The sequence below is a fragment of the Nitrospirillum amazonense genome (genome assembly GCF_007828035.1).
In the GTDB taxonomy this organism is placed as follows: Bacteria; Pseudomonadota; Alphaproteobacteria; order Azospirillales; family Azospirillaceae; genus Nitrospirillum; species Nitrospirillum amazonense.
In genome coordinates this window covers 39,060-52,576 of the sequence record NZ_VITV01000020.1, presented here as the reverse complement: position 1 = coordinate 52,576, position 13,517 = coordinate 39,060, and the positions used below count along the sequence as shown (strand labels likewise).

Below are 13,517 nucleotides of genomic sequence, written 5' to 3'. Positions count from 1 at the left end.
GGGCGCGACCTCGGGCCGGAAGACGACCGGAGGCCTCGAAACCGGACATCGAATTTTATGAAGCTTATAAGACGCGGGGCTCGGAGACTCAGGCCGCGGGAACCAACAGCAGTCGGTCGGCCTGCCGATCCACGGTGAAGCCATGCACCCGGCCCAGCGTGCCCAGCAGCCGCGCCGGATCATCCAGGCGGAAGCGGCCGGAAACCTGACGCGTCGCCAGGCGGCTGTCGGTCAGCACGATGGGCAACGGGCTGCGGCGGCTCAGCCGCTCCGCCAGCCGGCCCAGGGTGATGCCTTCCGTCTCCAGCCAGCCTTGGCGCCAGTCTTCGGCGGCGGGGTTGAAGTCCGCCAGAGCCTGGAGCTGGCCGTTGTGCACGGCGGCGCGCTGGCCGGCCGTCAGTTCCCGGCCCGTGCCGGCGCCGGCGGCGGTGAAGCGCACCCGGCCGCGATAGACCGACAATTCAACCACGTCGCGCGTCAGATCGACGTCGAAGGCGGTACCCAGCACGGTGATGGCGGCGCGGCCGCCGGCCTCGATTTCAAAGGGCCGGTCGCTGTCGTGCGCCACGTCGAAATAGGCTTCGCCCCGGCTCAGGGTCAGCCAGCGATGGCCGTGGCCCAGGCGCGCCTCAACCACCGTATCCCCGTTGAGGTTCAGGGCCGTGCCATCGGGCAGGGTGACAGTGCGGCCTTGGCCACCGGCCGTCTCATAGCGCAGCGGTGTCGCCATGTAGCGGTCGACGTTGGGCCAGACAACAACCAGCGCCAGCGCGGCGCAGGCCGCCAGAGCCAGGCCGGGCAGCAGGCGCCGCACCCGACGGTCGTCATTGGACTTGGGTTGGCGGGCCGCGCGTCGTGCGGCGTCCAGGCCGGCCATCGCCTCGGTCAGGGCTGGGTCCTCCAGGGTAGCGTGCAGCGCTTGATAGCTGTCGCGATGGCCTGGGTCGGCCGCCAGCCAGGCCTGGAAGGCGGCTTCCTCCTCCGGCGTCAGGGGCGCGTCGGCACGGCGCAGGGCCCAGCGGGCCGCCTCTTCCACCGGGCTGGGGCTCCAGACATCGCGACGCTCGGCCATCACGGCAATTCCTCCTGCCGCGTGGCGCGGGGGCGCGCGCGCTCACTGCGGGACATCTCCTGATGCAGCCATTCCAAGGCGCGCACCACATGTTTTTCAGCCGCCGCCTCGCTGATGTCCAGCGTCTGGGCGATATCGCGCAGGCTTTCCCCTTTTAGGCGGCGCCGGATGAAGACCTCGCGGCGCAGGGGCGGCATGGCATCCAGCGCCCGTTGAAAGGCGGCGACGCGCTGACGATGCATGATCACCTCTTCCGCCCGGGGCGCGTCGCAGGCCAGGTCGTCGCCCAACTCCTCGGTGGAGGCCCGGCGGCTGGCGCGGAAATGATCGCGCACCAGATTCTGGGCGATGCGGAAGCATAGGGCGGCGCTGTCGCCCACCGTGCTTTTCAGCCGGTAGGTGAACAGGCGGATGAAGGTTTCCTGCACCAGGTCTTCGCTGACCCAGGGATCACCCACGCGGCGCATGATGAACCGGTAAAGGCTGGTGCGTTCTGGAAGCGAATCCTCGGTCATGGCGTGCGCCTTTGGCCCTCGATGGCGCGGCCTCTATCACCAACCGCCACCATTTGCGACCTCCGGCGCGTGACATTCTCATGACCCGGCCTTAAGGCGGAGGGGGGGCCGGCAGCAGGTGGGCCGCCACGGTGGTCTCGAAGCCTTTGTCGCGGGTGATTTCACCGGCGGGTGCCACGGTCCATGGCCAAGTGGCCAGGGGCTCCCCCGGCAGTGTCAGGCCGAACAAGGGGTCCTCGACCCTTTGGATGCGGCCTTGGCCGTTCAGCCAACGCCGCTCGATATCCGCCAGGATCAGGCAGGGCGCGGCCAGGCGCGCGACATGGTCCAGGTGTGCCCGCACGATGTCCGCCGCCAGGGCATCGGCCGCCGTTTCCCCTTCCTGCGCCGCCACCAGGCCGCGCGCCGCCAGCGGCAGCTGCGAGGCCAAGTTCAGGGAAAGAACCAGGTCCGGCGCGGTATCGACGTACGCGTCGCAATGGGGCTTCAGCGGCCGGCCGGCGACGATGTCGGCCGCCGTCCCCGTCAGGTCCACCAGGTCCAGCGTGATTTTGGTGTCGCGCCAGGCACGCCAGCGGGCTTCCGGCCCGTGGGCGATGTCGGCCAGGACGATGTGGCCGAAGCGGGGCGTCAGGATGTCCAGCGGCAGGTCCAGCAACGGCCCGGACCCCAGCACCAGCAGTGTGCCGCCCCGGCCGAAGCGTTGTGCCGCCTGCGCCACCGTGCGGTGGCTGTTGGCCAGATGGAATGCCCACGCGGCGCGCTGGCGCCGGGCCCGCGCCGTGATGGCGGCGGACTCGTGATGGTAGCCCAGCCGCCGGGCGGCGGGCGGGCAGAGCGTCAGCCGGCTGGCGATCCATTCCCTCAGCATGACGGGAGGCTACGGCGCCCGGCGTCAAAAGAAAATGGCGTCCCGGGGTCGTTCCCCCGGGACGCCATTCCAACTGCCAATTCTCTCGGGTGCCGGCCTTTACTGGGCCACGCCGGCGTTGGCCTTCTGAATCCGGTCGCGCAGGGCTTCCAGCAGGGCGTTGAAGTCGCCGCCATGGCTTTCGATCACCGACGCGAACTCTGACCGCTGGGTCAGGCTCATGCTGACGTTTTCCACCACCACGTCGATGATGCGGAAGCTGCCGTCCTTGGACCGCAGTCGCCAGTCGACGTTCACCGCCGGTCCGTTGGAACGGACCACCTGGCTATTGACGATGGCATCCTTCTCGCCATCCGGCTGCGCGGCGCCGACCTTGAAGGTCTCGCCCGCGTACTGGCTGAAGCGCTCGGAATAGACCGAGACGATCATGGTCTGGAACAGCTTCATGTATTCCTGGCGCTGGGCGTCGTTGGCGACGTTCCAGTAGCGGCCCAGGACAAAGCGGCCGATGGTCTGCAGGTCGAAGTTCTGCTGCAGCAGCTGGTTGAAGGTGGACTGGATCTCCGCCTTCGAGGCGCCAGGCTTGGACAGGACGCCGATGGCCTTGTCGCCCAGGCCCTGGACGAACTTCACGGCGGCACCGGCATCCGCGGCGGCTTGGGCGGGGGTGGCGAACGGCAAGCCCAGGGACAGGGCAAGGCCCATCGTGGCGGTGCCGAGCAAAAGGGTGCGGCGCGTCAGCATGTTGGTCATGGCCTTGTTGATCTCTTCGTGTGTCAGGACAGTCTGTCGGGGACGGGGGCGGATGCAGTGATGGGTGTCACGGCGGGGCAGTACAGTTTCAACACCCGACCGGTACCGGTGATCCCCGGGGCCCGGCGCCTTTCTATTACGGGTCAGGGTTCTGCGAGTAGTCTGGAATGCTGGGGTATTGGCGCGGATCTGCCTTGCCGTTCAAGACATAGCCATCACGCTGCTGCCGGTAGGCGGCACGCATGGCGGCGTAGTAGTCGACGCTGTTCTTGCGCAAATCGTCCAGCGCTTCGAAATAGGTTGAGCGAGCATCCAGCACCGTCAGGCCCACGCGGGTATAGTTGGCCCAGTCATTGTCGGTGTTGCTGGATACGCGAGTGACCGGGTCACCCCATGCTTCAAGGCCGAAGCCCACGGCGTCGCGCACGGATGAGGCGCCCAGGAAGGGCAACACCAGATAGGGCCCTTCGTCTATGCCCCAGACGGCGAAGGTCTGGCTCAAGCTCTCGTAGTGGTAGGGGATGCCGTTGGCCGCGGCCACGTCCACCAGACCCCCGATGCCCACCGTGGAGTTGATGACGAAGCGTTCCACGGTTACGCCGGCGCCATCCCAGTCGCCTTGCAGAATGTTGTTGGCCAGGGTGAGGGGGGAGCGCACGTTGTTCAGCACGTTGGACACGGCGTCGCGCAGCGCCGCTGGGATGGCCCAGCGGTAAGCCTGGGCCACCGGACGCAGCACGGCCTGGTCCACTTGGTCGTTGAACCAGAAGATGCCCCGGTTCATGCCTTCCAGCGGGTCGTTGGCCTCGGGGCCCGCGAGGGCCGGGTGCTGGGGCGTGCCATCCGGATTGTGGGCACAGGCCGAGACGCCCAGCAGCATCCCCACCGCAAGTAATGCCGGGGCCAGTCGCCGGCGCCGGTGCGCCAGGAGCCATGCCGGCTTCAAAGGAACCAAGGGCCCGCCCTGCGGGATCGGCGACATCGGGCGCATGCGTCAACCCACGGTTAAATTGGTTATTAGTGAATGATTGGCATACTTTGTGGCCAAATCCAGGCACCACTAAGAGGTGGGCCAAGGTGGGGCCATTTTCTATCTGACCTTCGATATAGGGGTCGGCCATCGAACGAGTGGGGCGGGTGCAACCGCGCTTCCGGGCCGGCGCCGGGACCTAGGCCATTATATCGCCTTGCCCATCGTCCGTATGGCGCCTTTGTCGTCTCGTATTGTTGTCATTATTCTCTCGCATAAAGACATCTTTATATGTACAAATGATCCCATAGACTGCGGTGGCATGGGGATCGTTGGACCATGGATTTTCTGCTGGGGGCCCTGAAGGCGGCGGCTGAGCCGACGCGCCTGCGCCTGCTGGCCCTGTGCGCCCATGGCGAACTGACGGTCAGCGAGCTGACGCAGATCCTGGGGCAGAGCCAGCCGCGCGTGTCGCGGCACCTGAAGCTGCTGTGCGACGCGGGGCTGCTGGACCGTTTCCGCGAAGGTATCTGGGCCTACTATCGCCTGGCGGAGCGGGGGGCGGTGGCGGAATTGGCGCGGACCCTGGTGGATGCCATCCCGGCGGACGACCCCGGCCTGGCGCTGGACCTGGAGCGGCTGGATCAGATCAAGCGCGCGCGGCAGGAGACGGCGGCCCAGTATTTCCGCGACAACGCCGCCCGCTGGCATGAGGTGCGCAGCCTGCACGTGCCCGAGCGCGAGGTGGAACAGGCGCTGCTGGCCCTCGTGCCGGGCGGTGGCATCGGCGATCTGCTGGACATCGGCACCGGCACCGGCCGCATGCTGGAGCTGTTCGCCCCCCACGTCACCCGTGCCCTGGGCATCGACGCCTCGCGCGAGATGCTGGCGGTGGCGCGGGTCAACCTGGAAAAGGCGGGCCTGCGCCACGTGCAGGTGCGCTTGGCCGACATGTACCAGGTGCCTGTCCCCAGCGGCAGCCAAGACATGGTGATCATCCACCAGGTGCTGCACTATGCCGAGGACCCGCAGGAGGTGCTGGTGGAGGCCGCGCGCGTGCTGCGCGCCGGCGGCCGTGTGGTGGTGGTCGACTTCGCCAGCCATGACCTGGAAAACCTGCGGACCGACCATGCCCACCGCCGTCTGGGCTTCACGGATGCCGAAATGGCGCAGTGGTTCGGCCATGCCGGCCTGACGCCGGCCCAACCCGTGCACCTGCCCGGCACTCCCTTGACCGTGACCCTGTGGTCCGGCCAGCGGCCCGCCTGATTGTCCCGAAGACGCTGAGAAAAGCCATGACCACCGCGAATGAAACCGCCGTGAACGAGATCGCCGTGAACGAGACCGCCGCCACCGACCGTGCCCTGGGTGGGGGGGAGCCGCTGGTGACCGTGCCGCGCGACCTGCGCGTCAGCTTCGAATTCTTCCCGCCCAAGACGGAAAAGATGGAACAGACGCTGTGGCAGGCCATCCGTCGCCTGGCACCGCTGTCGCCGGCCTTCGTCTCGGTCACCTACGGTGCCGGCGGCTCCACGCGTGAACGCACGCACGCCACCGTCACCGCCATCCAGCAGCAGACGGGCATTCCGGCCGCTGCCCATTTGACCTGCGTCGCGGCCACCAAGGAAGAGATCGACACCATCGCACGCGCCTATTGGGACGCCGGCATCCGCCACATCGTGGCGCTGCGTGGTGACCCGCCCCAGGCGGCGGATGGCAGCGGCGGCCTGGGCGGCAGCGGGTACCAGCCCCATCCCGGCGGCTATGCCTACGCCACCGACCTGGTGGCCGGGCTGAAGCGCGTGGCGGACTTCGAAATCTCCGTGGCCTGCTTTCCGGAAACCCATCCGGAGGCCGCCAGCGCCGCCGCCGACATCGACAATCTGCGGCGCAAGGTGGACGCCGGCGCCACCCGCGCCATCAGCCAGTTCTTTTTCGATACCGACCGGTTCCTTCGCTTCCGCGACACGGTCGCGGCCGCCGGCATCGCCATCCCCATCGTGCCCGGCATCCTGCCCATCACCAACTTTGCCCGCGCGGTGGAACTGGGCGCCAAATGCAATTGCGCTGTGCCCGCCTGGATGGATGAGCTGTTCGGCGGCCTGGACGCGGAACCGGAGACCCGGCAGCTGGTGGCCGCCACCGTGGCCGTGCAGCAATGCCTGCGGCTGGAGCGGGAAGGGGTGCGCGATTTCCATTTCTATACCCTCAACCGCGCCGACCTGACGGTCGCCATCTGTCATATGCTGGGCGTACGGGCGCCCAAGGCCGCCTGATAGGCAACGGCGGGCACCGGAGGCTTTCGGGGAGCGTATGCGGACCGGAAGCTGAGGGCATGCCGGCCGCGAAATCCGAATGATGCCATCGCCCTGCCATGGGCTCGCCATTCTCGGCGGTTTAGGTTACATCCGCCGGGAAGGCATTCTTGCAAGCAATGCCCCCAATGGAATGGCCGGTGCGGGGAAAGCCCAGCGCCGGCCGATGACAGGGTGGACCGTCATGACACGATTGATGCACCGATTGATGGGCGCGGCCGTCCTGGCCGGCACCCTGATGACCGCTGGCGGCGCGCTGGCGGGTGAGATCACCCTTTTCTCCGAACCCTTTTTCCGGGGTGACGCGCTGACCGTTCGCGACGGTGTGGAGAATTTGGCCGACATGGGCCGCTGGAACGACCGCGCCAAGTCCATGATCGTGCGCTCGGGCGAGTGGGAGGTGTGCAAGAACGCGGGCTTCCGCGACTGCAAACGCGTGGGTCGTGGCACCCGCATCGGCGACTTGGGCGAGATCGGCCTGTTCGCCAGCATCTCGTCCGCCCGCCAGATCGACGGCCGCTACTACCAGCCGGAACCGCCGCCCCCGCCACCGCCGGTCTATGGCCCGCCGCCCAGCTATGGCGGGGGCATCACCTGGAACAACGCGCCCGGCGCCTATGACCAGCCGCCGCCGCCGCCGCAGGGCGGCATCACCTGGGACGACGATCGCCGCGACGGCCCGCCGCCTATGGGCGACTGCCGCCACCGGATCTTCGACGCCTTCGTCCAGCGCTTCGGCCGGCCGCACGACTTCGATTTCCGGGGCGAGGAATGGGAAGGCCGCATCCATTGGAACGGTGAGCGCTGGCACTACCGCTGCACGCCGGAGCAGATCAACATCTGGCAGTGATGGGGGATGGGAATGGCAGGTGTCACCGCGCGGCTGCTGATGTCCACGGGCCTGATGTTGGCTGCCGCCCTGCCCGGGACCGCATGGGCGTACGACGCCATGGTCACCCTGTATTCGGGACAGGACCGGGGCGGAAGCACCCTCGATGTTGAGGATGATGTCGAGAACCTGGCCGACAGCGGTTGGAACGACCGGGCGCGATCCCTGACGGTCACAGGGGGAACGTGGGAGGTGTGCCGCCATGCGGGCTATCGTGACTGCGAGACGGTCAGGGCCTGGGATGTCATCAATGACCTGTCCCGCATCGGCCTGGACCAGGCCATTTCGTCCGTACGCCGGGTCGACCGGCCGGCGCCGGCACCGGCGGCGACCACCGGTACCGGTTCCCCCATCGTGTGGAACACCCGGAGGCCGGCGACCCTATGGTCCCTCACCAGCGCGGGCGACTGCCGACCCGATATCCGGGCGGCCTTCGCCCAACGCTTCGGCTCCTCGGGTGAGGGCGATTTCGACGGTGGCCCAAGCGAGGGGCGACTGACCTGGGACGGCAAGGTGTGGGGCTATAACTGCGCCTACCGCCAAACCGACATTTGGCCGGAGGATTAGGCGGGGGTAATTTCGGCGTGTCGCTTGGCCACATTGTCCTTCAATCCATGGTCCTCAATCCATGATGGCCATGGGCGGCGGATGGACCGGCTGTGGTTGGGAGCGGGGGCAGCCAGGACCGGTCGCCCCCCAGTCCGCCGGTGTCGCCGGCAGATGCTGGACCCACGCCTGGATGGCGGCGGTATCCGTGATGTCCCCGGAAAAGCGGAAGCCTGGCAATGGCCGGTACGGGATGTTGTTTCCCCGGCAGCGGTCGACTGCGGCGTTGACGGAGAAATAGAGCGACCATCGTCGTGAGGGCAAAGATTTGTGTATGACCGCGCCGAATATGGTGTCAGCCCATGTTTCCCAGCCGGCCTGTACAGTATTGGGCAGCGGAAGCATCATGTCCATGCCGTCCAGGCAAGCAGAGACGCAATTGTGGTCGGTTAACAGAACGACCTGACCGTTCATGCGGTTGTCCGGGCGCGTATCGTCCAGGTTACTCTGCGATGAGTTGAAAATAAGTTTGGATTTTCCCTCATTCAGAGCCCGCTGAAGCGGTGGCGTGATGCGTGCTATAGTGGAATCAAGGAGCAAGCTTTTTTCTTCCAGTTTTTTATATTTTCTAATGATTAAAGGCGTGGCTCGATAGATTACACGTGGGGTTTTGTGTTCGTGGCTGAGGAGGAAATCCCTTCCCCACAGCAGGGAGGCCAAGTGGAACGGGATCATATCGTTGCCACCCAAATTCCCTCGCAGATCAATCACCACCTGATGGGCAGCGCGGATATCGGCTAAGTGGCTTTCCACATCCGTGATCAATGCATCCCAGTCCGCTTTGGCCGGTCGCATGGAAGGCAGGGCGATCCACCAAACGCCTGGTAGCGGGTTGGTCACCCCCAGGGGGGACGATGTTGCCGGTGCCGTCGCGCTCACGCGGTTTGACAAGTCATCTTCGGTCACCGGTTTGCGATACTCCAACGGATATGACCTGATGCCAGCGGGCGTCCGGAACAGGCAGGTCCGTGGTTGGGGCGCGAAGCCGTTGCCGACATCCATGAGAAGCTGCCACGCGCCCTGATAGGCGCCCCGTTCCAGATCCATGTTCTCCCAATAAAGATCCAGCCGCGCCCGGGCCAACGCATCCACGGAATGCCCGTCGCAGGTGACCAACTCTGCCCCTAAAGGCGGAGCCCGGTCAGCGAGCCAGGGGGCGGTGCTGTGCACGACATATCGTCCGTTGGCGTAGGCGAGGACGATGCCGGGCCAGCGCTGGATCTCAGGCTCCGGGAGGTCACTATGGCGGTTGATGCCGATGTGGGCGTCGCGGAACCCGCCGACATAATGGGTGATCAGGAAATAATAGTCCCACTCCCCCCGGATGTCGGGGATTTGGCGCTTGGCTTGCTCATAGCCTTTGTCGATCCAGGCCTTGAAGCTTTCGCCCCCCTTATCGACAACCATGGCGGGATGGTTTTCTTTCAGCAGGGTGTGGATGGCGGCCAAATCTTCCGCCGCTGCCTTGCGCCAGCCCTGCACGGTGGTGGGTTTGGGGGGATAGTCGCTGCGCACCCCCGCGATTGCGGGCAGGCAGATCACAACCATCAAGAAGAAAAGGACAAGGCGATGAAGCGGCATGGGTGGCCTGTGGCGGGTTTCTCAACCAAGAGGAAACCATAGCGCCACCAGGCCACAGGATGATGAACGCGACGTGACTGCGACCGCCCGCCGCAGCCTCACGCCGCCGCCGCGTCCCCGGCGGCGGTGGGCTCATAGTTCAGGTTGGGGGCCAGCCAGCGTTCCATGGTGGCTATGTCCATGCCCTTGCGCGCGGCATAGTCCGCCACTTGGTCACGCTCCACCTTGCCCAGGCCGAAGTACTTGGCGTCGGGGTGGGCGAAGTACAGGCCGCTGACGGCGGCGGTGGGGGTCATGGCGTAGCTTTCGGTCAGCGTGACGCCAGCGTTCTTCTCCGCGTCCAGCAGCTGCCATAGGATGCCCTTCTCCGTATGGTCGGGGCAGGCGGGGTAGCCTGGGGCCGGGCGGATGCCGCGGTACTTCTCCGCGATCAGGTCCTCATTGCTCAATGCTTCGCCGGCGGCGTAGCCCCACAGCTCGGTGCGCACGCGCTCATGCATGCGTTCCGACAGGGCTTCGGCCAGGCGGTCGCCCAGGGCCTTCAGCAGGATGGCGCTGTAGTCGTCGTGCGCCGCCTCGAACGCCTTGGCCCGTTCTTCCAGCCCGATGCCGGCGGTGACGGCGAAGCCGCCCACCCAGTCGGGCACACCCGTTTCCTTGGGCGCCACGAAGTCGGCCAGGGCCAGGTGCGGGCGATCATGGCCGGGCTCGCGCGCCATCTGCTGGCGCAGGGTGTGCAGCGTGGCCGTCACCATCGTGCGGCTGGCGTCGGCATAGATCTCGATGTCGTCGCCCACGGTGTTGGCGGGCCACAGGCCGACCACGGCGCGGGCCGTCAGCCACTTCTCGCCGACGATCCGCTGCAGCATGGCCTGGGCGTCGGCGTAGAGGTTGCGCGCCGCCTCGCCCACCACGGCGTCCTCCAGGATGGCGGGGAAGGTGCCGGCCAGTTCCCAGGCCTGGAAGAAGGGGCGCCAGTCGATGCGCGACACCAGCTCCGCCAGGTCGTAATCCTCGAACACCGTCAGGCCGGGCTTCAGCGGCTGCGGCGCTTCATACGCCGCCCAGTCTAGCTGGGCGCGGTTGGCGCGGGCGTCCGCGATGGGCAGCCGGGCGCGGCCGGCCTGGGCGCGGGCGTGGGCCTCGCGCATGCGGGCGTAATCGCCCTTCACGCCCTGGGTGTAGTCGCCCTTGGCCGCCAGGCTGATCAGGTTGCCGGCCACGCCCACCGCGCGGCTGGCATCGATGACGTGGACGACGGGGCCCTGGTAGGCCGGGTCGATCTTCACCGCCGTGTGCACCTTGCTGGTGGTGGCGCCGCCGATCAGCAACGGCAGGTCGAAGCCCTCGCGCTGCATCTCCTTGGCCACGAACACCATCTCGTCCAGCGACGGGGTGATCAGGCCGGACAGGCCGATGATGTCGGCCTTCTCCTGCTTGGCCGTCTCCAGGATCTTGGCACAAGGCACCATGACGCCCAGGTCCACGACCTCGTAGTTGTTACATTGCAGGACGACGCCGACGATGTTCTTGCCGATGTCGTGCACGTCGCCCTTGACCGTGGCCAGCAGCACCTTGCCGTTGCTGCGGCTGGCGGCCCCGTCCTTCTCCGCCTCGATGAAGGGCAGCAGGTAGGCCACGGCCTTTTTCATGACGCGGGCCGACTTCACCACCTGGGGCAGGAACATCTTGCCGGCGCCGAACAGGTCGCCCACCACGTTCATGCCGTCCATCAGCGGGCCTTCGATGACCGACAGCGGGCGGTCGGCGGCCTGGCGCGCCTCCTCCACATCCTCGTCGATCCAGTCGGTCAGGCCATGCACCAGGGCGTGGGTCAGGCGCTGGTTCACCGGCGCCTGGCGCCAGCTGAGGTCCGCTTCTTTCCTGGCGCCGCCGCCCTTGTACTTCTCCGCCACTTCCAGCAGGCGGTCGGTGGCGTCCTCGCGGCGGTTGAGGATCACATCCTCCACCCGCTCGCGCAGCTCGGCCGGGATGTCCTCGTACACCGGCAGCTCGCCGGCGTTGACGATGCCCATGTCCATGCCGGCGGCGATGGCGTGGTACAGGAACACGGCATGCATCGCCTGGCGCACCGTCTCGTTGCCGCGGAAGCTGAAGGAGACGTTGGACAGGCCGCCGGAGACGTGGGCGCCCGGCAGCTCGCTACGGATGCGGCGCGTGGCGTTGATGAAGTCGACGGCGTAGTTGTTGTGTTCCTCGATGCCCGTGGCGACGGCGAAGATGTTGGGGTCGAAGATGATGTCTTCCGGCGGGAAGCCCACCTTGTTGACCAGCACGTCATAGCTGCGGCGGCAGATCTCCACCTTGCGCGCCTCGGTGTCGGCCTGGCCCTTCTCGTCGAAGGCCATGACCACCACGGCGGCGCCGTAGCGGCGCACCTTCTTGGCCTGGGCGATGAAGGCGTCCTCGCCCTCCTTCAGGCTGATGGAATTGACGATGGCCTTGCCCTGGACGTTCTTCAGCCCCGCCTCGATCACGCTCCACTTGGAACTGTCGATCATGACCGGCACGCGGGCGATGTCCGGTTCCGAGGCGATCAGGCGCAGGAAGCGGACCATGGCGGCCTCGCTGTCCAGCATGGCCTCGTCCATGTTGACATCGATGATCTGGGCGCCGCCCTCCACCTGCTGGCGGGCGACGGCGAGCGCCGCCTCATAGTCGCCGTTCAGGATCAGCTTCTTGAACCTGGCCGATCCGGTGACGTTGGTGCGCTCACCCACATTGATGAAGACGGCGGTGCGGGGCTGGGTCATGGCGGCTGATTCCGGAAGCGAAACGAGGGGCGGGGCGCCTGGGTCTGGACGGGGTGGATTAGAAGGCCGGCATCTCGAACGGCTCCAGCCCGGCCAGGCGCATGCGCGCCGGGCGGTCGGCGGGCGGGCGCGGGGTGATGCCCTTCACTGCCTCGGCGATGGCGCGGATATGGACGGGGGAGGTGCCGCAGCAGCCGCCGACGATGTTCACCAGGCCGTCGCCGGCCCAGTGACGCAGGGCGTCGGCCATCTGTTCCGGCGTCTCGTCATAGCCGCCGAACTCATTGGGCAGGCCGGCGTTGGGATGGGCGCTGACATAGGTGTCGGCGACGCGGCTCAGTTCCTGGACGTAGGGGCGCATCAGGTCGGCACCCAGGGCACAGTTCAGGCCGATGCTCAGCGGCTTCACATGGCGCAGGCTGTTCCAGAAGGCCTCCGTCGTCTGGCCGGACAGGGTGCGGCCGGAGCGGTCGGTGATGGTGCCGGAGATCATGACCGGCAATTTCAGCCCCTTTTCCTCCAGCACTTCCTCGACGGCGAACAGGGCGGCCTTGGCGTTCAGCGTGTCGAAGATCGTCTCGACCAGCAGCATGTCGACGCCACCGTCGATCAGGCCCTCCACCTGGGTGCGGTAGGCGGCGCGCAGCTCATCGAAATCGACATTGCGGAAGCCGGGGTCGGTCACCACCGGGCTGATGGAGGCGGTGCGGTTGGTGGGGCCGATGGCACCGGCGACGTAGCGCGGGCGGCCCACCACACCGTCATGGGTGTCCGCATCCTCCAGCGCGTCGCCCGCGGCACGGGCCAGGGCGGCCCCGGCCCTGTTGAACTCGTACGCCAGATCCTCCATGCCGTAGTCGGCCAGGCTGATGCTGGTGGAGTTGAAGGTATTGGTCTCGACGATGTCGGCGCCGGCGTCGAAATACTGCTGGTGGATTTCGCGCACGATCTGCGGCTGCGTCAGGTTCAGCAGGTCGTTGTTGCCGCGCACGTCGCGGTGCCAGTCCTTGAACCGCTCCCCGCGATAGCCGGCCTCATCCAGCTTGTAGCCTTGGATCATGGTGCCCATGGCGCCATCCAGCACCAGGATGCGCTGTTTCAGCAGCTCCGGCAGGCGGGCCAGGCGTTCGGAACGGGTCAGGGCCATGATCGCGTACTCCGCCGGCGGGCC

Annotated in this window: 11 protein-coding genes and 1 pseudogene; 4 read left to right on the top strand and 8 right to left on the bottom strand. The window is 66.9% G+C overall.

Going from position 1 to position 13,517, the window contains the following annotated elements; genetic code table 11:
* Positions 1 to 88: 88 nt before the first annotated feature.
* The 5 genes from FBZ87_RS28590 to FBZ87_RS28570 all read right to left on the bottom strand — a co-directional run bounded on the left by FBZ87_RS28590 (position 89) and on the right by FBZ87_RS28570 (position 4,091).
* A complete protein-coding gene (locus tag FBZ87_RS28590; protein WP_145613971.1) occupies positions 89 to 1,072 on the bottom strand; it encodes a FecR family protein in 984 nt (327 codons plus the stop codon).
* Positions 1,072 to 1,587, bottom strand: coding sequence for an RNA polymerase sigma factor (locus tag FBZ87_RS28585; RefSeq protein WP_145613970.1), 516 nt, complete (start codon positions 1,585 to 1,587; stop codon positions 1,072 to 1,074). The genes FBZ87_RS28590 and FBZ87_RS28585 overlap by 1 nt, the downstream gene beginning before the upstream one ends.
* Before the next feature lie 91 nt (positions 1,588 to 1,678).
* Positions 1,679 to 2,458 (bottom strand): hypothetical protein, encoded by a 780-nt coding sequence (locus tag FBZ87_RS30155; protein WP_145613969.1) that lies wholly within the window; start codon positions 2,456 to 2,458, stop codon positions 1,679 to 1,681.
* A gap of 99 nt (positions 2,459 to 2,557) precedes the next feature.
* Positions 2,558 to 3,211: an MlaC/ttg2D family ABC transporter substrate-binding protein gene (locus tag FBZ87_RS28575; RefSeq protein ID WP_145613968.1), complete on the bottom strand. Its 654-nt coding sequence runs from the start codon at positions 3,209 to 3,211 to the stop codon at positions 2,558 to 2,560.
* A gap of 136 nt (positions 3,212 to 3,347) precedes the next feature.
* A complete protein-coding gene (locus FBZ87_RS28570; RefSeq protein ID WP_145613967.1) occupies positions 3,348 to 4,091 on the bottom strand; it encodes an MlaA family lipoprotein in 744 nt (247 codons plus the stop codon).
* A 429-nt stretch (positions 4,092 to 4,520) separates the two neighbouring features.
* Between FBZ87_RS28570 and FBZ87_RS28565 the strand changes: the two genes are divergently transcribed.
* From FBZ87_RS28565 to FBZ87_RS28550, 4 genes are all read left to right on the top strand, one after another.
* Positions 4,521 to 5,450, top strand: coding sequence for an ArsR/SmtB family transcription factor (locus tag FBZ87_RS28565; protein ID WP_145613966.1), 930 nt, complete (start codon positions 4,521 to 4,523; stop codon positions 5,448 to 5,450).
* 26 nt (positions 5,451 to 5,476) lie between these two features.
* Entirely contained in the window at positions 5,477 to 6,457 is a 981-nt protein-coding gene (metF, locus tag FBZ87_RS28560) for a methylenetetrahydrofolate reductase (protein WP_145613965.1), read from the top strand.
* Positions 6,458 to 6,704: 247 nt separating this feature from the next.
* Positions 6,705 to 7,346, top strand: coding sequence for a beta/gamma crystallin-related protein (locus tag FBZ87_RS28555; RefSeq protein ID WP_186455043.1), 642 nt, complete (start codon positions 6,705 to 6,707; stop codon positions 7,344 to 7,346).
* A gap of 12 nt (positions 7,347 to 7,358) precedes the next feature.
* Positions 7,359 to 7,952 (top strand): beta/gamma crystallin-related protein, encoded by a 594-nt coding sequence (locus FBZ87_RS28550; RefSeq protein ID WP_186455042.1) that lies wholly within the window; start codon positions 7,359 to 7,361, stop codon positions 7,950 to 7,952.
* A gap of 54 nt (positions 7,953 to 8,006) precedes the next feature.
* Here the strand turns inward: FBZ87_RS28550 and FBZ87_RS28545 are convergent, their stop codons facing one another.
* The 3 genes and pseudogenes from FBZ87_RS28545 to FBZ87_RS28535 form a co-directional block, all read right to left on the bottom strand.
* The gene (locus tag FBZ87_RS28545) at positions 8,007 to 9,572 is read right to left on the bottom strand and encodes a S41 family peptidase (RefSeq protein WP_145613962.1); all 1,566 of its coding nucleotides are present in this window, start codon (positions 9,570 to 9,572) and stop codon (positions 8,007 to 8,009) included.
* A gap of 98 nt (positions 9,573 to 9,670) precedes the next feature.
* Positions 9,671 to 12,391: pseudogene (metH, locus tag FBZ87_RS28540) on the bottom strand (methionine synthase); the annotation flags it as partial.
* A 13-nt stretch (positions 12,392 to 12,404) separates the two neighbouring features.
* Positions 12,405 to 13,493: a homocysteine S-methyltransferase family protein gene (locus tag FBZ87_RS28535; RefSeq protein WP_186455041.1), complete on the bottom strand. Its 1,089-nt coding sequence runs from the start codon at positions 13,491 to 13,493 to the stop codon at positions 12,405 to 12,407.
* Between the last annotated feature and the right edge of the window lie 24 nt (positions 13,494 to 13,517).

Coding starts and splice junctions, on each gene's coding strand:
- FBZ87_RS28590 (WP_145613971.1), bottom strand. CDS start 1,072: ATGGCCGAGCGTCGCGATGTCTGGAGCCCCAGCCCGGTGGAAGAGGCG.
- FBZ87_RS28585 (WP_145613970.1), bottom strand. CDS start 1,587: ATGACCGAGGATTCGCTTCCAGAACGCACCAGCCTTTACCGGTTCATC.
- FBZ87_RS30155 (WP_145613969.1), bottom strand. CDS start 2,458: ATGCTGAGGGAATGGATCGCCAGCCGGCTGACGCTCTGCCCGCCCGCC.
- FBZ87_RS28575 (WP_145613968.1), bottom strand. CDS start 3,211: ATGACCAACATGCTGACGCGCCGCACCCTTTTGCTCGGCACCGCCACG.
- FBZ87_RS28570 (WP_145613967.1), bottom strand. CDS start 4,091: ATGCTGCTGGGCGTCTCGGCCTGTGCCCACAATCCGGATGGCACGCCC.
- FBZ87_RS28565 (WP_145613966.1), top strand. CDS start 4,521: ATGGATTTTCTGCTGGGGGCCCTGAAGGCGGCGGCTGAGCCGACGCGC.
- metF (WP_145613965.1), top strand. CDS start 5,477: ATGACCACCGCGAATGAAACCGCCGTGAACGAGATCGCCGTGAACGAG.
- FBZ87_RS28555 (WP_186455043.1), top strand. CDS start 6,705: ATGGGCGCGGCCGTCCTGGCCGGCACCCTGATGACCGCTGGCGGCGCG.
- FBZ87_RS28550 (WP_186455042.1), top strand. CDS start 7,359: ATGGCAGGTGTCACCGCGCGGCTGCTGATGTCCACGGGCCTGATGTTG.
- FBZ87_RS28545 (WP_145613962.1), bottom strand. CDS start 9,572: ATGCCGCTTCATCGCCTTGTCCTTTTCTTCTTGATGGTTGTGATCTGC.
- FBZ87_RS28535 (WP_186455041.1), bottom strand. CDS start 13,493: ATGGCCCTGACCCGTTCCGAACGCCTGGCCCGCCTGCCGGAGCTGCTG.